The sequence below is a fragment of the Bradyrhizobium sp. B039 genome, assembly GCF_038965675.1.
GTDB lineage: Bacteria > Pseudomonadota > Alphaproteobacteria > Rhizobiales > Xanthobacteraceae > Bradyrhizobium > Bradyrhizobium diazoefficiens.
Genome location: NZ_CP152416.1, coordinates 2,334,645 through 2,353,672, shown reverse-complemented (window position 1 = coordinate 2,353,672; position 19,028 = coordinate 2,334,645). Strand labels below are relative to the sequence as shown.

Sequence of the window (19,028 nt, the reverse complement as noted above, 5' to 3'; positions counted from 1 at the left end):
CCTACAAGAACCTTACGCCTTCTGCGCGTCCATCACCTTGCGCACGGCAGGCCGTTCCGACATCCGCTTGAAATGATCGGCGATCTTCGGCGTGGCGTTGATGTCGACGCTGTCGCCTTCGAGCCAGGTCGACAGGGTGTAAAGATAGGGATCGCAGATCGTGAACTGATCGCCCATCACCCACGGCCCCCTAAACATCTTCTGCTCGATCAGGGCGAAGCAGGCGCCCATGGTCTTCGGCACCATCGCCTTCATGTCGGCGAACGAGCTCTCCTGTGTCGCCCAGCGCGCGCCGCGCATCTTGTGCGCATGGTTGATGTGCACGGTCGAGCAGAGATAGGAATTGAACGACTGCACTTGGGCGAAGTCGAAGGGATCGTCGAGCGGCGCGAGCTTCGCCTTGGGAAAGGTCTGCGCGATATAGGCCAGCATCGCCGGCGTCTCGGTCAGGACGCCGCGGTCGGTCACCAGCGCGGGCACGCGGCCCTTCGGGTTGATGGCGAGATAGTCCGGGCTGTTCTGCTGATTGTCCTTGAAGCTCAGCCGTTCAGCCGTGTAGTCGGCGCCGGCCTCCTCCAGGGTGATGTAGGTGGCGAGCGCGCAGGTGCCGGTGGCGTAGTAGAGCTTGAGCATGTCGGACCTCATGGGAAAATTGGAAATTAACGACTGTCGGCCCCGAGGTCCATAGCACGACATCCTCTTCGCAGTTGCCCACATCCGCCCGCCTGTGCCAAGACGCCCGCAATCGGAGGGGCTTTGTCATGACGGTACTCATCGCCGGCGGCGGCATCGGCGGGCTGACGCTTGCGCTCAGCCTGCACGGAATCGGCGTTCCCGTAAAAGTGTTCGAGAGCGTCGCGGAGCTGAAACCACTCGGCGTCGGCATCAACGTGCTGCCGCATGCCGTGCGCGAGCTGACCGAGCTCGGGCTGATCGACAAGCTCGATGCCAGCGGCGTGCGCACAAGCGAGCTCGCCTACTTCTCCAAGCACGGCAAGCCGATCTGGAGTGAGCCGCGCGGGCTGGAGGCCGGCTACAAATGGCCGCAATTCTCGATCCATCGCGGCACGCTGCAGCAGCTCCTGCTCGACACCGCAATCGAGCGGCTCGGCCGCGACAGCATCCTCACCAGCCATCATCTGACCGGCTGGACCGAGACAGCGGACGGCGTCCGCGCCGATTTTATCGACAAGGCGACCGGCAAGGCCGCAGGCACCTACGAAGGCGCGATCATGATCGCCGCCGACGGCATCCATTCCGCCGCACGAGAAAAGCTCTATCCCGATGAAGGCCCGCCGATCTGGAACGGCCGCATCCTCTGGCGCGGCGTGACGCCGGCAAAGGCATTCCTCACCGGCCGCACCATGATCATGGCCGGGCACGAGATCCTGAAATTCGTCTGCTATCCGATCAGCAAGGTGCCGGATGCGGCGGGCAACCATCTGATCAACTGGGTCGCTGAGCGCCACATGCCGCCGACCTACCAGTGGCGACGCGAGGACTATAACCGCACCGCGCGGCTGGAGGAGTTCTTGCCGTGGTTCGAGAGCTGGCAGTTCGACTGGCTCGACGTGCCCGGCCTGATCCGGAACTGCCCGCACGCCTACGAATATCCGCTGGTGGACCGCGATCCGGTGTCACAGTGGACGTTCGGCCGCGTCACGCTGATGGGGGATGCCGCGCATCCGATGTACCCGATCGGATCGAACGGCGCCTCGCAGGCGATCCTCGATGCCCGCGTCATCACCCGCGAGATCCTGGCGCATGGCCCGACGCAGGCAGCGCTGCTCGCCTACGAGGCCGAGCGGAGGCCGGCGACCACCGACCTCGTCCTGCTCAACCGCAAGAACGGACCCGAGCAGGTGATGCAACTGGTCGAAGAGCGCGCGCCCGACGGCTTTGAGGTCGTCACCGACGTGCTGTCGCAGCACGAGCTGGAAGACATCGCCGCCAACTACAAGCGCGTCGCGGGGTTCCAGGTCGAGGCGCTGAATGCCAAGCCGCCGATCGTGCCGCGGCGCGCCGATGCGAGAGGCGCGAGCACCTAGGTCGTTGCTTCACACTCCGCAATGCCGTTGACGGCGCGAGTTAGGTGGAGCGACGACCGCCCAAGGTTGACGACATGCGCTTAAGCTTATTGATGGCACGGATAGCGTAACCGAGCCCGACGGGATTGGTCTGGCGCAGGAAGGCGACCTTTTTCACATAGTCTTCGATGTGCCATTTGGCGTGCGCGCCCTCGCGGAAGAAGACAACGTCGCCGACACCGTAGCGCTTCGGTGGCATGCCATCGCTCTCGATCACCGTTGATCCTTCAAGGATCATGATCGTCTCGTCGAGATCGTAGTACCAGTTGAACTTGCCCATGGTGCAGGACCAGATCAGGGTCGTGGCGGTGCCGCACGCGCTGGTTGACAGCAGGTGCGAGCGCGCTTCCGGGTTTCCTTCAATGATCCAGGATGGCTCAATCGGGGACGGTTTCAGATCGACGTTGCAATGACCGGTCTCAATAAGCGCAAGCGGCATAACTCACCTCAATGCCTCAAATAGAGCGCGCCTTGACAATCATCCCGTTCAGGTTTGTGAAATTTTTATCGGGGGCACTAACATTCAAAGTTTCCACGAAAAATATGAATTGGTCAATTTGCCGCAAGTCACGTCGATGACGCCTCGACCGTCGCGATTCGCCTGCGGATTGCACGTATCCACCTGTTTTCTCTGCGGGCTGCGACAATATGCGCGAGTCAAATGCTCGCGTTGCTAGAGCCGACAACGAGCCGCACGCTCATTGCGTGCGCAAGGAATTCGCGAGCAAATTCTGCGATTGCACGCGCGGGTAGATCTCTGTCCGCTTCCGCGCTGCGCGAGGCATCCCCTCCTATTCGAGCAGAATGGGCCCGCCGCACCTGGATCAGCGAACCACTCTCGCCGCTTCCAGCAGCCGCTCGCTCGCGGTCGCGGTGGCAAGCACGGTGCCGTCCTCGGTCATCAGCCTGGCCTCGACGAAGGCAATGGTCTTGCCGAGTTGCGTCACCGTCGCCTCGCCGATGATCGGGCCGGGCTTTGCGGGGCTCAGGAAGTTCACGGTCATGCTGATGGTGGTGGTGTAGAGCCGGCCCTCGCTCATCACCAGCACGGCCGGGCCCATGGTGTCGTCGAGCATGGCCGAGAGCATGCCGCCCTGGATGAAGCCCGCCGGATTGCAGAATTCGGGCTTGCCCTCGAAGCCGAGCTTGATCCAGCCCTCCTCCGGACGGGCATCGAGCAGGCGCCATCCCAGCAGCTCGGCACAGGGCGGCCTGGGAAAGTTGTCGAGCGCGGTCTTGACCATTGGGGAGCCTCCGTGTCGCCCCCTGTTAACGCGGCCCTGCTGCCAGCGTGGTGTCAGGAGGATGGGGCCGGCGGGAGGCGCAATCCGTGCGCGATCACCTTGCGCATGACGTTGGGCAGCGCTTCGCCGGCCAGCGTCGCGATCGGCACCCAGCGCATGCCCGCGGGTGCCCGCGTGCGAGCTTCTGCCTTGGCGGTATAGACCACCAGTTCCAGCGGAAAATGCGTGAAGACGTGGGTGACGACGCCCACCCTGCGCTGCCAGCGCGACAGGCCCTTCAGCGCGGGCGCCTGCTGCTTCGCCGTCGCGTCCTCCTGACCGGCGAGCCAGTCCGAGCCCGGCACCTCCGTCATGCCCCCGAGCAGGCCCTTTTCGGGCCGGCTGCGGACCAGCAGTTCGTCGCCGCGCGTCACGACGAAGGCAGCGCCGCGCCGCAGCGTCCCGCTCTTCTTCGGCGCCTTGCGCGGAAAACTCTCCTGCGTGCCTTGCACGCGAGCGATGCAATCATCGTTCAGCGGACACAGCGAGCAGGCCGGCTTCTTCGGCGTGCAAATCGAAGAGCCGAGATCCATCAATGCCTGTGCGCTATCACCGGCGCGGGAGTCGGCAAGGAGCGTCGCCGCCAGTTGCTGGATCAGCGGTTTTGATTGCGGCAGCTCCTCCTCGACCGCGAACAGGCGCGACACCACCCGCTCGATATTGCCGTCGACCGGCATGGTGCGGCGATCGAAGGCGATCGCGGCGATCGCAGCCGCGGTGTAAGGCCCGATGCCCGGCAACGCGCGCAGCCCCTCCTCCGTGTCGGGAAAGACGCCGCCATGCTCGCGCGTCACCGCGACCGCGCAGGCATGGAGATTGCGCGCACGGGAGTAATAGCCGAGCCCCGCCCACATCCGCAGCACGTCGTCCTGCGAAGCCCGCCCCAGCGCGGTGACATCAGGCCAGCGCGCGACGAATTTTTCGAAGTAAGGGCCGACCGCCTTTACCGTGGTCTGCTGGAGCATGATCTCGGACAACCACACGCGGTAAGGGTCCGATGCCTCACCCGACGCCGCCCGCCACGGCAGGCGGCGGCGGTGGCGGTCGTACCAGGCGAGCAGCGCCAAGGGGCGCGATGCGGTCTCCGGCTGACTGGGTTCCGATTTCGCCTTCAGGGCGGATTTGGGGCTCATGCTCCCACTGTAACGACAACGCACCGACCTCTCCACGCCATGCCCGCGCTTGTCGCGGGCATCCACGTCTTTCTTCGCAAGAGAACGTGGATGGCCGGGACGAACCCGCCATGACGGCGAAGAGCCTGTGGCTCTCACGCCGCAGTGCTATAAGGGTCCATGTCCAAATTCCCACCCAAGCCGGGCCCCATCAGCGCCAAGCCGCTCTCGCTGCTGCTCAACGACGTCTTTGCCGAGGCGTACGCCAAACAGGGCTTTGCCGCGCGCGAGTTGGTGACGCGGTGGGCGCAGATTGCCGGGGCGGAGATCGCGGCGCATGCCGAGCCCCTCAAGATGCAATGGCCGCGACCGGTCGAGGGCCAGCCGCAGGAGCCGGCCACGCTGGTGCTGCGGGTCGAGGGGCCGATGGCGCTGGAGATCCAGCATTCCGCGGATGTGATCCTGGAACGGGTCAACCGCTTCTTCGGCTGGAGCGCGGTCGGCAAGCTCGCCTTCCGCCAGGCCCCCCTGTCGCGCGCCAAGCGGCCGGTCCGGCCGGGCCCGCCGGACCCCAAGAGTGTCGCCAAGGTGGAGGAGACCCTCGGGGACATCGAAGATGAACAGCTCAAGTCTGCGCTGGCGCGGCTCGGGGCGGCCATCAAGCGAAATTGAGCCTCATTTCGCGGTCAATCTGGACCCGTTCCCGCGGCCCGCCATTGCCTCAAACGACGTTTCAAGCTAGCGACAGGCCGCCCAAATGGGAACTTCGGGCAAGACCACGCCAATCCGGGAGCCGACCTTGATCATCACCCGCCGCGCCTTCACCACGATGCTGTCGCTGACCGGGCTTGCCGCGGTCGCCGGGTTCTCCCCATTGCGGTTCATCTCCGACGCCATGGCGCAGGCCGCCGGTGACGTGGCCAAGCCCGTGTCGCTGCCCGACATGGCGCTCGGCCCGAAGGACGCCGCCGTCACCATCACCGAATTCGCCTCGATGACCTGCCCGCATTGCGCGGCCTTCAACGAGCAGGTGTTCCCCAAGATCAAGGCGGAATACATCGACACCGGCAAGGTGCGTTACGTCTTCCGCGAGTTCCCGCTCGACATCAAAGCCGCCGCCGGCTCGATGCTGTCGCGCTGCATCGCCAATGGCGATGCGCCGAAATACTTCGCTGTCACCGACATGCTGTTCCGGCAGCAGAACGACTGGGTGATGAAGAACACCACCGAGACCCTGACGCGGATCGGCAAGCAGGCCGGCCTCACCCAGCAGCAGGTCGAAGCCTGCCTGAAGGACCAGGCGCTGCTCGACAAGATCGCCGCCGACCAGAAATACGCCAGCGACGTTTTGAAGGTGGATTCGACGCCGACCTTCTTTATCAACGGCGAGAAGATCAAGGGCGAGGCCTCGTTCGAGGAATTCGCCAAGAAGATCAATCCGCTGCTGAAGAGCTGATTCTTCGCCCTCAACGCCTAATTCGCATCTCGAAAGCCGTATCATTCCCGGGATAAATCCCTTGGGAAAAGCGGCTTTCGCCGGTTGCCCTCGCGGCGCACCGCGGCCATTGTCCAGCCGCATGAGGCGCCTCGCGCGACTCGCCCGGATAGCGACATTGCCTTCCATGGTATTGTCCCGGCAGGGGGATTCGCGCCTGCCAACAGAGATGCGTGCTTATGAAAATCACCCGCCTGCGCCTTCACGGCTTCAAGTCCTTCGTTGAGCCCACGGACTTCGTCATCGAGCCCGGCCTGACCGGCGTGGTCGGACCCAACGGTTGCGGCAAGTCGAATCTCGTCGAAGCGCTGCGCTGGGCGATGGGTGAGACCTCGTACAAATCGCTGCGCGCCGCCGACATGGACGCGGTGATCTTCGCCGGATCCGGCAACCGTCCGGCGCGCAACCACGCCGAAGTGACGATGACGATCGACAACGCCGATCGCACCGCGCCGGCGGCGATGAACGACAGCCAGCTTCTGGAGATCTCCCGCCGCATCGAGCGCGAGGCCGGCTCGGTCTATCGCATCAACGGCCGCGACGTGCGCGCCCGCGACGTGCAGATCCTGTTCGCCGACGCCGCCACCGGCGCGCGCTCGCCCGCCCTCGTCCACCAGGGCAAGATCGGCGAGATCATCCAGGCCAAGCCGGAGCAGCGCCGCCGCGTGCTGGAAGACGCCGCCGGTGTCGCGGGTCTCCATGCCCGCCGCCACGAAGCCGAGCTGCGGCTGAAGGCCGCCGAAACCAACCTCACCCGCGTCGAGGACGTGATCGGCCAGCTCTCCGGCCAGATGGAAGGCCTGAAGAAGCAGGCCCGCCAGGCCGTGCGCTATCGCGAGGTCGCCGCCAAGGTCCGCAAGGCCGAAGCCACCCTGTTCCATCTGCGCTGGATCGGCGCCCATGCCGACGTCAACGAATCCGGCCAGACCCACGATCTTGCCGTGCGCGAGATGGCCGAGCGCACCCAGCACCAGGCCGAAGCCGCCCGCATCCAGGCGATCCGCGCCGCCGAGATGCCGGCGCTGCGCGATGCCGAGGCGCGCGCCGCGGCCGGGCTCCAGCGCCTGACCAATGCCCGCGAACTGCTCGACCGCGAGGAAGAGCGCGCCAAGGAGCGCGTCGCCGAGCTCGAACGCCGCCTCGCCCAGTTCGAAGGCGACATCTCCCGTGCTCAGCAACAAACCATGGACGCCGACGTCGCGCTCCAGCGCCTCGACAGCGAAGACGCCGAGCTGAAGGAAGAGATCAAGTCGCGCGTCGAGAAGCGCTCCGGCGTCGACGAGCGCGTCGGCGAAGCCGAGGCGGTGCTGACCGAAACCGAGCAGCAGTTCGCCGAGCTCACCACGGCGCTCGCCGACCTCACCGCCAAGCGCAACCAGCTCGAAGCCAATGTCCGCACCCACCGCGACAAGCTCGCCCGGCTCGACCAGGAGATCGCGAATGTCACCGCCGAGGAGCAGAAGCTTGCCGATGAAACGGGCGGCTTCGGCGACCTCGACGAGCTGACCGCGACGGTCGAGACCGCCGAGCAGACGCTGGCGGCCTCGGAGGCCGCGGCGCAGGCGAGCGAAGCCGCGCACGTCGCCGCGCGGCAGACGCTGGAATCCTCGCGCTCGCCGCTGAACGAAGCCGACAAGCGCGTGCAGCGGCTCGAGACCGAGGCGCGCACGATCTCCAAGATCGTCAACGGCGAAACCAAGAACCTGTGGCCGCCGATCATCGACGGCATCACCGTCGACAAGGGGTTTGAAAAGGCCATCGGCGCCGCGCTCGGCGACGATCTCGATGCGCCGATCGACCCGTCGGCGCCGATGCGCTGGACCAATGTCGGCGAGACCGACGGCGATCCGGAGCTGCCCGAAGGCGTGGTGCCGCTCGCGAACCATGTGCAGGCCCCGGCCGAGCTGGCCCGCCGCCTGGCGCAGATCGGCGTGGTGCCGCGCGAGCGCGGCGCCGAGCTGGTCTCGCAGCTCAAGACCGGCCAGCGGCTGGTCTCGCCCGAGGGCGACGTCTGGCGCTGGGACGGCTTCGTCGCGGCGGCCCATGCCCCGACCGGCGCCGCACGCCGCCTTGCCGAGCGCGCCCGCCTCGTCGACATCGAGAACGAGCTGGAGCAGGCCCGCATCGACGCGCAGATCAAGCGCCAGGCGCTGGAGAATGCCGAGTCCGAACTGCAGATTGCGGCCAGCACCGAAGGCGCGAGCCGCGAAGCCTGGCGCGCCGCGCAGCGCGAGCTGAACGTCGCGCGCGAGCGCCATGCCACGGCCGAGCGCGAGATCAGCCGCCACGCCGCGCGCAAGGCGACGCTGTCGGAAGCGCACAGCCGTCTCGCCGCCGACCGCGCCGAGGCCGAAGCCGCCTACGAATACGCCGAGGCCGGCATCAGCGAGCTGCCGTCGAGCGAAGACACCGAGACTCGTCTCGCCGCCGTCCGCAGCGACATCGAAGCCCATCGCCGCATGGCCGCCCAGGTCCGCGCCGAGGCGCAGGCGCTGGCGCGCGAGGCCGAGCTGGCCGACCGCCGCGTGCAGGCAATCCTCGCCGAGCGCACCGAGTGGCAGAACCGCAAGGAGAGCGCGGCCTCCCACATCGACACCATCCAGGCCCGCATCGCCGAACTCACGATCGAGCGCAGCGAGCTCGAAAACGCCCCCGCCGTGTTCGCAGAGAAGCGCAGCGCGCTGATCACCGAGATCGAATACGCGGAAAACGACCGCCGCATGGCCGCCGACGCGCTCGCCACCGCGGAAAGCGCGATGGCGGAGACCGACCGCGTCGCGAAGCTGACGCTCGAGGCGCTCTCCAGCTCCCGCGAGGCCACCGCCCGCGCCGAGGAGCGCATGGAAGGCGCGCGGCGCCGGCTCGAGGACATCGAGCGCGAGATCCGCGACATGCTGGAGGTCGAGCCGCAGGCCGTCGCCGGCCTTGCCGAGATCGAGCCCGGCGCGGAGCTGCCGCCGCTGCACGACATCGAGGAAGACCTCGAAAAGATGCGCCGCGACCGCGAGCGCCTCGGCGCAGTCAACCTGCGCGCCGAGGAAGAGCTGCGCGAGGTCGAGACCCAGCACACCGGCCTCGTCACCGAGCGCGACGACCTCGTCGAAGCCATCAAGCGGCTGCGCCAGGGCATCCAGAGCCTCAACAAGGAAGCGCGCGAGCGCCTCCTGACCTCGTTCGAGGTCGTCAACAACCACTTCAAGCGCCTGTTCGTCGAGCTGTTCGGCGGCGGCGAGGCCGCACTGCACCTGATCGAGAGCGACGACCCGCTGGAGGCCGGCCTCGAAATCATCGCCAAGCCCCCGGGCAAGAAGCCGCAGACACTGTCGCTGCTCTCGGGCGGCGAGCAGGCACTGACCGCGATGGCGCTGATCTTCGCCGTGTTCCTCACCAATCCTTCGCCGATCTGCGTGCTGGACGAAGTCGACGCACCGCTCGACGACCACAACGTCGAACGGTACTGCAACCTGCTGCACGAGATGACCGGCTCGACCGACACGCGCTTCATCATCATCACGCACAACCCGATCACGATGGCGCGGATGAACCGCCTGTTCGGCGTCACCATGGCCGAGCGCGGCGTCTCGCAACTCGTGTCGGTGAGCCTCTCAGAGGCGGTGGACATTCTCGACCAGAACGTGGCGTGACGTTTTTGGCCGTCATTCCGGGGCGCTGCGCAGCATCGAACCCGGAATCTCGCGCCACCATCTCTAGATTCCGGGTTCGCGCTACGCGCGCCCCGGAATGACGGCGAATGAAAATGGTCTCGCCCACGCTTCCCGCTGAGCTAAAGGCCGCCCTCGACGGCAAGCTCCAGGGCTTTTCGCGCAGCGACGCCGCGCAGCGATCCCAGAAAATCTCGAACACCTATCGCGCCGGCGGCGGCTCCGGCACGATCAAGTCGGAGGCCGATGCGCTCGCCTACGCGCTCGCGCGCATGCCGGCCACCTACGCGGCGGTGGCGGCGAGCCTGAATGCGCTGACCGAGATCGCGCCGGACTTCGCCCCGGAGACGCTGCTCGACGTCGGCGCAGGTCCAGGCACCGCAAGCTGGGCCGCCGCAGAGGCGTTTCCCTCGCTGCAGGACTTCACCCTGCTCGACGCCAACGCCACCCTGAGCCGGCTTGCCCTCGAACTCGCGCATGACAGCACGCGTCTGGCGGACTGCCGCTATTTGCCCGGCGATGCCGGCGGCAACCTTGCCGAGGTCTCGCCAGCCGATCTCGTCGTCGCGAGCTACATCATCGGCGAGCTCGGTGAGGCCGATCAACGCAAACTCGCGGAAACGATGTGGGCGAAAGCGCGCCATGCGCTGGTCGTGATCGAGCCCGGCACGCCGGCCGGCTACGCGCGCATCCTCGCGCTGCGCCAGCAGGTGATCGCAGCCGGCGCTTACGTCGCCGCGCCCTGCCCGCACGAAAGGCCCTGCCCGCTGATTGCGCCCGACTGGTGCCATTTCTCCCAGCGCCTGCCGCGCTCCCAGGCCCACCGCCAGATCAAGGGCGCCGACGTGCCGTTCGAGGACGAGCGCTTCATCTACGTCGCCCTGACCCGCACGCCGCCCGCGACGCGCGCCGCCCGCGTGCTGGCGCCGCCGGATGTCGGCAAGGCCGAAATCACGGCGAAGCTTTGCACCGAGCAAAGCGTTGAACTCGCCAAGATCCCCCGCCGCGACAAGGCCGCCTATGCAAGTGCCCGGCGCTGGCGCTGGGGCGACACCGTCATTGCCGAAAGTTAACCTCGATCGGCGGTTTTGCCTTGAACTCGGATGGTTCCTGATCCGACCAAGTCTTACCTCCCCTCCGCGCCGGGGCTCTCGCCCTGCGCCATTTTGGTCTAGGCTGCGCCCGCCTTAAATCCCCTTCAGGAGTTCTCCATGTCGACCGGCTGGATCGTTCTCGGCGTCATCGTCGTCCTCGTGTTCTTGGCCTTCAGCGCCTACAACCGCCTGGTGGCGCTGGGCCAGCGCGTCGGCCAGGCCTTTGCCGATATCGACGTGCAGCTCAAGCAGCGCCACGACCTGGTCCCGAACCTGGTCGAGACGGTGAAGGGCTACGCCTCGCATGAGCGCGGCACGCTCGACGACGTCATCAAGGCGCGCAATTCGGCGATGTCGGCGCAAGGCCCGGCGCAGGTGTCCGCCGCCGAGAACCAGCTCTCCGGCGCGCTCGGCCGGCTGATCGCGCTGTCGGAGGCCTATCCCGACCTCAAGGCCAACGCCAACTTCCAGCAGCTCGCCAGCGAGCTCTCCGACCTCGAGAACAAGATCGCGGCGAGCCGCCGCTTCTTCAACAGCGCGGTCCAGGAATACAACACCGGCATCCAGCAGATGCCCGCAGCGTTGTTCGCCGGCATGTTCGGCTTCACCAAGAAGGACTTCTTCGATCTCGGCGCCAGCCGCACCGAGGTCGAGGCCGCGCCGCAGGTGAAGTTCTGATTGTCGCGTGACCGGTTTCTCATCTTTGTCGTTCCGGGGCGCGTCGAAGACGCGAACCCGGAACCTCGCCTGAGACACTAAGCTCTGGATTCCGGGTTCAGGCCTGCGGCCTGCCCCGGAATGACGGGAGCTAACGGAAGCAGCCATGGCCGCGTATGGTCTCTACACGCACATCGCCTCGAACAAGTTACGTTCGATGCTGCTGCTCGCCGGCCTGTTCGCGCTGGTCTATGTGCTGGTCTATGCCGGCGCGCTGGTCGCCGAAGTCGTCATCAACGGCAATGAGACCGTCGCCTTCTACCTGAGCCACGCCTTCCTAGACCTGAAAGTCGCCGCGCCGGTTGCGACGGTCGTGACGGCGGTCTGGGTCGTGATCGCCTATTTCTTCCACCAGTCGATGATCGATGCCGTGACCGGCGGACACGACGTCACCCGGAAGGAGGAGCCGCGGCTCTACAATCTGCTCGAAAACCTCTGCATCTCGCGCGGCATCACCATGCCGAAGCTGAAGATCATGGAAAGCCCGGCGCTGAACGCGTTCGCGACCGGCCTCAACCCGCGGCAATATTCGATCACCGTCACCACCGGCCTCCTCAACGCCCTGAACGACAAGGAGATCGAGGCGGTACTGGGCCACGAGCTGACCCACATCAAGAACGGCGACGTGCAGCTCATGGTGGTCGCCGTCATCATCGCCGGCGTGGTCGGCTTCTTCGGCGAATTGTTCTTCCGCCTGTTCACGAATTTGAGCTGGAACTCCGGCGGCTCTTGGTCCTCGGGTTCGTCGTCGTCGCGGTCGTCCTCGTCGTCGAGCGACAGCAAGAACTCGGGGGGCGGCGCCGTGATCGTCATCATCATCGCGGTCGTGCTGATCGTGGTGGCCTGGCTGATGTCGCAGGTGGTGAAGCTGGCGCTGTCGCGCTCGCGCGAATATCTCGCCGACGCCGGCTCCGTCGAGCTGACGAAAGACCCTGACGCCATGATCTCGGCGCTACGCAAGATCGAGAACCGCGGCGAGCTGCCGGGCGCGACCTCGGCGGTGATGGAGCTCTGCGTCGACAATCCGCGCGAGGGTTTTGCCGATCTGTTTGCGACCCACCCGTCGGTGCAGTCCCGGGTCGACGCGCTGGTCAAGTTCGCTGGCGGCCATGATCCAGGTCCGCTGCCGGACCCGACCGACGAGACGGAACAGCCCGAGGCGCAGGGAGCCCCGCAGGACGCCCCGCCGCCGCTGTCGCAGCGACCATGGGGCGACGCAGCCGGCCCGGCCAATCCGCCGCCCGTACCAGCGCCCAGCCCCTCCGGAACCACGGCCGGCAACCCGATCGGGAATCCCATGGGGCCCTGGGGCCGCCATTAAGCGCGCGCCCATGGCCAGTTTCACGGCAATCTGGAAAAACCTCGGGAATTGCCGCAACCGGGGCCTGCGGAATTGAATTCTCCCTTGTTTCTGCCATGTTCGCGCCCAACAGCAGACTCGGGACATCGATTTGGGGCCCGGCCGATTGCGACCTCGCGATCGGGGGCGCGCGTTAGGGGACAGCAATGGCAAAGCCGGCAGTGGTTGTGGTGGGCGCGGACAAGGGCGGGGTCGGCAAGACCACGGTATCGCGCACCCTGCTCGATTATTTTTCCGCCAACAACGTGCCGACCCGCGCCTTCGACACGGAATCCCCGCGCGGAACGCTGAAGCGCTTCCATCCTGGCATCACCGAGATCGTCGACATGACGACGACGGCCGATCAGATGAAGATCTTCGATACGCTCAACGCGACCAGCCCGTCGGTCACAGTGATCGACGTCCGCGCCGGCCTGCTCTCCCCGGCGCTCGCCTCGCTGCGCGACATCGGTTTCCTCGACGCCGCCAAGGCCGGGCAGATCACCTTCGCGGTGTTCCACATCCTCGGCCCCTCGATCGCCTCGCTGGACGAAATCGCCGAGACCGCGAATTTCATGACCGGCGCAAAATATTTCCTGGTCAAGAACTTCATCAACGACACCCAGTTCTTCCAGTGGGACCAGGCGACCTATAATTCCTACTTCCACCGCATCAAGGACGCCACCGAGCTGACCATCCCCAAGCTCAACGAAATGGCCTATGAGCAGGTCGAGGTCTCCTCCGTCCCGTTCCTGAAATTCGTCGCCAACAAGGGCATCAACGACGAGGCCGCCAACTACTCCTTCGTGCTGCGCGGCTATGTCCGGCACTGGCTGGCCAATGTCTGGAGCGAGTTCGACCGCATCCGCCTGACCGACATCGTCGGTTCAAAGCCCGGCGCCCGCAGCAGCGAAAAATAGTTGCGGAGTCCGGGCTGATACGGCTGGATTGGGCGGCGAGTTCGCTCAGATAATAGTTCGTGATGCCCGCGACACCCGTCTACATCATCTGCTCGCCCCGCCCGCAGGTCGGCAAGACGCTGCTGGCGCGGCTGTTGAGCGAGTTCCTGCTGCTCAAGAACGGCAACGTCGCGGCCTTCGACGTCAACCTGAAGGAGCCGTCGCTGCTCGACTATCTGCCGAAGATCACGGAGACCGCCGACGTGATCGACACCTACGGCAAGATGCAGCTGATGGACCGCGTCATCGTCGATGACGGGATTGCCAAGGTGATCGACCTCGGCTTCCACGCCTTCGACGAGTTCTTCAAGATGGCCGACGAGATCGGCCTCTTGAAGGAGGCGGCCCGCCGCCACGTCGCACCACAGATCCTGTTCGTGGCCGACACCGACCGCGTCTCGGCCCGCGCCCATGAGATGCTGCGCGAGCAGATCCCGCGGATGAACCTGATCACGGTGGACAACGAATACGTCGTCCGCGGCGAGCTGCCCGCCGCGATGGCAGGCGGCCGGCTGTTCCGCCTCCCCGCCCTGCCCGGCTTCCTCAAGACCTATATCGACCGGCTCAACTTCTCCTTCACCGGCTACCTGCGCCAGGAGAAGGACGCCTCGACCGAGCTGCACCAGTGGACCCGGCGCAACTACCTCGCCTTTCGCGAGCTCGAGCTCAGCCTGATCCTGCAGCGGTCGTAGAGCACTCGGCCGGCGAACTCGGTGTTCACCTCTCCCCAGCGGGGAGAGGTCGGATTGCTATGGCGCGCAATTGCGCGCCTGAGCAAGCCGGGTGAGGGGCCGCGGCGATCAGTGAGACCCAGACCCCTCACCCGGATCGCATCTTCGATGCGATCCGACCTCTCCCGTAGGCGAGAGGTGAAGCCCGTCCTCGGCCTGCACCGACCAGAATTTACCCGGGCGATATCCTGCGCCCGCCGTCGCTCAATGCCCCTCGAACGTCATCAGCGTGCGCACCGGCACGTCCATGGCGCGCAGCTTGGCGGCGCCGCCGAGCTCGGGCAGGTCGATGATGAAGCAGGCGGCGACGACATTGGCGCCGATCTGGCGCAGCAGCTTCACCGCGCCTTCCGCGGTGCCGCCGGTGGCGATGAGGTCGTCGACCAGGATGACGCGCTCGCCGGGCTGGATGGCGTCGACATGCATCTCCATCTCGTCGATGCCGTATTCGAGCGAATAGGCGATGCGCACGGTGGTGTGCGGCAGCTTGCCTTTCTTGCGGATCGGCACGAAGCCGGCGGAGAGCTGGTGCGCCACCGCGCCGCCGATGATGAAGCCCCGCGCCTCCATGCCGGCGACCTTGTCGATCTTGTTGCCGGCCCAGGGGTTCACGAGCTCGTCCACGGCGCGGCGGAATGCGCGCGCATCCGCGAGCAGGGTCGTGATGTCGCGGAACATAATCCCCGGCTTGGGATAGTCGGGGATGGTGCGAACGCTCGCCTTCAGATCGTGGTCAAAGGTCATTTGTATCCCATGTTAGCTGTCATTCCGGGGCGGCTCGAAGAGCCGAACCTCAGGTGCGCAATTGCGCACCGGGGAATCTCGAGATTCCGGGTCTGGTGCTTACGCGCCATCCCGGAATGACGAGCATGAAACATGCACTCAATTCGCCCCAGCATCCAGCCGGAACGCATTCTCGACAATACGTAGTCCCACCTCGCCGCCGAGCGACATCAGCGACTCCGGGTGGAATTGCACGCCCGCGACCGGCAGGGTCTTGTGCTCCAGCGCCATGGCGACGCCGTCCTCGGTGCTGGCGGTGACGGACAAAACCTCCGGCATGCTGTCGCGCTCGACATAGAGCGAGTGATAGCGGCCGATCACGATCTCGTTCGGCAGATTGCGCATCAGGCGGCCGCCCCGCACCTGCACCCGCGAGGGCCGACCGTGGGCGGGATGCGTGAGCTGGCCGAGCTCGCCGCCAAAATATTCGCCGATCGCCTGCACGCCGAGGCAGACGCCGAACACCGGCAGCTTGTTCTCCAGCGCCGCATCGATCGTCTTCTTGATCCCGAAATCTTCGGGCCTGCCCGGGCCGGGCGACAGCACCAGCAAATCCCACCTCTTCTGCTTGAGCATGTCGAGCGCATGCACATAGCGGACCACGGTGACGCTGGCGCCGACCTGGCGGAAATAGTCGGCGAGCATGTGCACGAAGCTGTCGTCGTGGTCGATCAGCAGCACCCGCTTGCCGCTTCCGGTCGCATCGGGCGCGAAGGTCGAGAGCGGCTTTGGCGGATCGCCGCGCAGCGCCTGGAACAGCGCCGCAGCCTTGACCTGGCATTCGCGGTCCTCGGCAGCGGGATCGGAATCGAACAGGCAGGTGGCGCCGACGCGCACCTCGGCGAGACCATCCTTCATGCGGATGGTGCGGATGGTGAGGCCGGTATTGATGCTGCCGTCAAAATTCACCGCGCCGATCGCACCCGCATACCAGCGCCGCGGCGACCGCTCGTGATCCTCGACGAACTGCATCGCCCAGAGCTTCGGCGCACCTGTCACGGTGACGGCCCAGGCGTGGGTGAGGAAGGCATCGAGCGCGTCGAAGCCGGGACGCAGCATGCCCTCGACGTGGTCGACGGTGTGGAACAGTTTTGAGTAGGTCTCGATCTGCCGGCGCGCCAGCACCTTGATGGTGCCGGGGACGCAGACGCGCGCCTTGTCGTTGCGATCGACGTCGGTGCACATGTTGAGCTCGAACTCGTCCTTCTCCGAATTCAGGAGCTGGCGGATCTGCTCGGCATCGCCGATCGCATCGGTGCCGCGCGCGATGGTGCCCGAGATCGGGCAGGTCTCGACGCGGCGGCCGTCCGAACGCACGAACATCTCGGGCGAGGCGGAGACGAGAAACTCGCCGTCGCCGAGATTCATCAGCGCGCCGTAGGGCGACGGGTTGATGACGCAGAGGCGCTGGAAGACTTCCGCCGGCGAACGATCGCAGGGCTCGGCGAACAGCTGGCCCGGCACGGCCTCGAACAGATCGCCGCGGGCAAAGGCCGCGCGCGCGGTCTCGACGGTGGCCTGGTATTCGCCGGGCGCATGATCGGCAAAGCCCTGGCGCGGTGTCTTCATGTACGGGCTGTCGGCGGTCTCGCGCGGCAGGCCCTCGGTGGATCTGCCCTTCCACGTGAAGTCGTAGCTGAGCACGACGCCGCGGCCGGTGGCGCGGTCATAGGCCAGCAGGCGATCGGGAACGTAGAGCACGATGTCGCGCTGGTCGCTCTCGCGCGCGCGCTTCTGCACGAGATCCTCGATCTGGAACACGAGATCGTAGGCGAAGGCGCCGAACAGGCCGAGCAGCCCGTCGTCATTGGCGGAGAAGGCGGCGACGAGGTCGCGCACCAGCGACACCACGCTGGCGCGCCGGGTGCGTTGGTCTTCCTCGACCGGGGCATCGCCGCGGATGATGTGGCCGGCGAGGCGCGAAGCGGTCTTCTCCGAGATCACCACGCAGGGCTCGCGCAGGACGTCGGCAAGGAAGGCGATCAGGACCTGGCCGCGCTCGTTCAGCGCTTCCAGCTTGAAATCGACGCCCGTGGTCTCGAGCTTGAGCGGCGGATCGGAGAAGCCGAGGTCAAAACTCTCGTAGCGGCCCGGCACGGTCGTGCCCGACGACAGCACCACGCCGCGGCGTCGGTCGAGCAGGTTGACGAGATCGTCGAGCCGGCTCGCGCCGCCGGTAAACTGCTCCGCCACGCGCGTGATCGCGAGACCCGCGCGGGTCACGTAATCGCTTCTGGCCGGGAGGGCAAAGACTGTCCTGTTCATGTCGTCCTCTTACGAAACTTGCCGAGGGAACGCCACACAGGACAAACGATCAGGCCGCCGCACTGCGTGGGCGACCTTCGACGATTTTGGGAAAAGAAATCGCACCGGCCACCTCTTAGGAGGTGCGCCACCAAAGACGGGCTGGGCGGACGGCGGTGCTCATGGGCGGATACTCACCATGGCGCGGGGACGGCGTCAAGGGCGGCCGGGCGGCCTCGATCACCAAAATGGCGCGGATCGCGTTGCGGCTTATGCCTGGATCTCCAGGCTGTCGCGCCCCACAGCCGCCTCCGCGGCATGTCGTTCGATTTCCGCCCGCGTGACCGTGAGCGCGGGCTTGCCGCCAGGTCCGATCACGTTGGCACGGTCGCCCAAGGTTTCAATCAAAACGCAGGTCTTTCCTGTGACCGCATACCATGCCGCCCGGTCGTCGCTCACGTCCAACGCCGTGATCATCGCGGTCGGATCCAGACCCGACTTCCGCAACAGCAGGTCGATGGCTTCGGCTGCAAGGTTTTGCTCGGCGATCCTCGAGAAATTCCGGATCGCGTCAGCCCCCACAACAGATAGCCGCCCGCCCACCAGTGATGGCGGAAAGCTCTTCAAAATTTCATGCATTTCCGCAGGCTTCGGGCTCTGGCTGCCCGGGCCGTACTCATAAAGTTGTCCACCCGCATCCTCATAAACGCAGAGTCGCGCGCCCTTATCTGTCTTAACGCCGAAGGCCATGCATTGCTGCCCTTCCACCTCCATACTGCTTCCTGCAAGAACCATGAGCTTGAGCTCTGGCTCGGGCGCCACCGCCCCGCATGCGGCGGCGACCGTGATTTGCAAGCGGTCAGTCATCTGGAAGCGGATCTGGCGAACGCCTCGCCAGATCCGTCGCTGCGACAGATGCGGATTAAGTTGCGCAAGCCGCTGGATTTCGGATGCGTATTGCTGCTTGGCTACGGCGCGCAATTCGGGCCAGCTCGCGATCCACCGGGCTGCCAGCTGCGTCATTGGTTGCTGTCGTTCGGCCTCATAGAAGCGACGGTCAAGCGCATCGAGCGGCGCGGCGCGCTCCCCGAAGCCGTTTTGCAGTGCAGCCTCGCCGGGATTGGCTTTCACCCAGTCCATCATTTCCTGCAGGATCTGGTGTTGCGCGGCCGCTCCCATAGCCTTCAGTCCAGCGAGCGCATCGCCAGATGTCGTCGGCAGCATCGCAACGCCCGTGTTACCGATGAACTGACTGTGACCGCCGTTGTTGACCTGAGCGAGATAGTAGTCGGCGTGATAGGCCTGCATGGCCACAGCCGGCAGTTCACGTCCCTTGTAGACGCCGACGCGTTGAATTTCATTGACGTAGTAGACCACCGCCTCGGTCAGGTAGTCAGCCTTCTCAGGTGCTTGAGCCGCCTCCAGCGCATCGAGAGACACGACAACTGTTGTTAACCGGCTTCCTTCGATCATTACGCCTCCCACGTTCACCATGGCGAAACGCCATGCAACTACGGCTTAT

At 65.8% G+C, this 19,028-nt stretch carries 16 protein-coding genes; 9 read left to right on the top strand and 7 right to left on the bottom strand.

Annotation, left to right across the window (positions count from 1 at the left end; all coding sequences use genetic code 11):
- Window positions 1-12: 12 nt before the first annotated feature.
- A complete protein-coding gene (locus AAFG50_RS11170) occupies window positions 13-633 on the bottom strand; it encodes a glutathione S-transferase family protein (protein ID WP_011085290.1) in 621 nt (206 codons plus the stop codon).
- A 128-nt stretch (window positions 634-761) separates the two neighbouring features.
- On the opposite strand from AAFG50_RS11170, the gene AAFG50_RS11165 reads away from it, so the two are divergent.
- Complete coding sequence (locus tag AAFG50_RS11165) at window positions 762-2,048, top strand: flavin-dependent oxidoreductase (protein ID WP_271558082.1); 1,287 nt, start codon at window positions 762-764, stop codon at window positions 2,046-2,048.
- A 40-nt stretch (window positions 2,049-2,088) separates the two neighbouring features.
- Here AAFG50_RS11165 and AAFG50_RS11160 read toward each other — a convergent pair whose 3' ends face one another.
- From AAFG50_RS11160 to mutY, 3 genes are all read right to left on the bottom strand, one after another.
- A complete protein-coding gene (locus tag AAFG50_RS11160) occupies window positions 2,089-2,526 on the bottom strand; it encodes a cupin domain-containing protein (protein ID WP_028175019.1) in 438 nt (145 codons plus the stop codon).
- 385 nt (window positions 2,527-2,911) lie between these two features.
- Window positions 2,912-3,331 carry a PaaI family thioesterase gene (locus AAFG50_RS11155; protein ID WP_028175020.1) on the bottom strand — a complete coding sequence of 140 codons (420 nt, stop codon included), beginning with the start codon at window positions 3,329-3,331 and terminating at the stop codon, window positions 2,912-2,914.
- A gap of 53 nt (window positions 3,332-3,384) precedes the next feature.
- Entirely contained in the window at window positions 3,385-4,503 is a 1,119-nt protein-coding gene (mutY, locus tag AAFG50_RS11150; protein ID WP_028175021.1) for an A/G-specific adenine glycosylase, read from the bottom strand.
- 159 nt (window positions 4,504-4,662) lie between these two features.
- Here mutY and AAFG50_RS11145 point away from each other — a divergent pair, with 159 nt between their 5' ends.
- The 8 genes from AAFG50_RS11145 (at window position 4,663) to AAFG50_RS11110 (ending at window position 14,440) form a co-directional block, all read left to right on the top strand.
- A complete protein-coding gene (locus AAFG50_RS11145) occupies window positions 4,663-5,154 on the top strand; it encodes a DciA family protein (protein WP_011085285.1) in 492 nt (163 codons plus the stop codon).
- Window positions 5,155-5,281: 127 nt separating this feature from the next.
- Window positions 5,282-5,938 carry a DsbA family protein gene (locus AAFG50_RS11140; RefSeq protein ID WP_028175022.1) on the top strand — a complete coding sequence of 219 codons (657 nt, stop codon included), beginning with the start codon at window positions 5,282-5,284 and terminating at the stop codon, window positions 5,936-5,938.
- Window positions 5,939-6,156: 218 nt separating this feature from the next.
- A complete protein-coding gene (gene smc, locus AAFG50_RS11135; RefSeq protein WP_011085283.1) occupies window positions 6,157-9,621 on the top strand; it encodes a chromosome segregation protein SMC in 3,465 nt (1,154 codons plus the stop codon).
- Between the two features lie 113 nt (window positions 9,622-9,734).
- Entirely contained in the window at window positions 9,735-10,712 is a 978-nt protein-coding gene (locus tag AAFG50_RS11130; RefSeq protein ID WP_028175023.1) for a small ribosomal subunit Rsm22 family protein, read from the top strand.
- Window positions 10,713-10,850: 138 nt separating this feature from the next.
- Window positions 10,851-11,411, top strand: a complete 561-nt coding sequence (locus AAFG50_RS11125; protein ID WP_011085281.1) for a LemA family protein — start codon at window positions 10,851-10,853, stop codon at window positions 11,409-11,411.
- A gap of 145 nt (window positions 11,412-11,556) precedes the next feature.
- Window positions 11,557-12,771: a M48 family metallopeptidase gene (locus tag AAFG50_RS11120; protein WP_011085280.1), complete on the top strand. Its 1,215-nt coding sequence runs from the start codon at window positions 11,557-11,559 to the stop codon at window positions 12,769-12,771.
- Window positions 12,772-12,956: 185 nt separating this feature from the next.
- Window positions 12,957-13,709, top strand: coding sequence for a hypothetical protein (locus AAFG50_RS11115; RefSeq protein ID WP_011085279.1), 753 nt, complete (start codon window positions 12,957-12,959; stop codon window positions 13,707-13,709).
- 62 nt (window positions 13,710-13,771) lie between these two features.
- Complete coding sequence (locus AAFG50_RS11110; RefSeq protein ID WP_028175024.1) at window positions 13,772-14,440, top strand: hypothetical protein; 669 nt, start codon at window positions 13,772-13,774, stop codon at window positions 14,438-14,440.
- A 243-nt stretch (window positions 14,441-14,683) separates the two neighbouring features.
- On the opposite strand, the gene AAFG50_RS11105 is transcribed toward AAFG50_RS11110, so the two are convergent.
- From AAFG50_RS11105 to AAFG50_RS11095, 3 genes are all read right to left on the bottom strand, one after another.
- Entirely contained in the window at window positions 14,684-15,223 is a 540-nt protein-coding gene (locus AAFG50_RS11105; protein ID WP_011085277.1) for an adenine phosphoribosyltransferase, read from the bottom strand.
- 138 nt (window positions 15,224-15,361) lie between these two features.
- Entirely contained in the window at window positions 15,362-17,527 is a 2,166-nt protein-coding gene (locus AAFG50_RS11100) for an anthranilate synthase component I (RefSeq protein ID WP_028175025.1), read from the bottom strand.
- Window positions 17,528-17,776: 249 nt separating this feature from the next.
- On the bottom strand, window positions 17,777-18,979 hold the full coding sequence (locus AAFG50_RS11095; protein WP_231166656.1) for a DUF4375 domain-containing protein: 1,203 nt from the start codon (window positions 18,977-18,979) through the stop codon (window positions 17,777-17,779).
- Window positions 18,980-19,028: the final 49 nt, after the last annotated feature.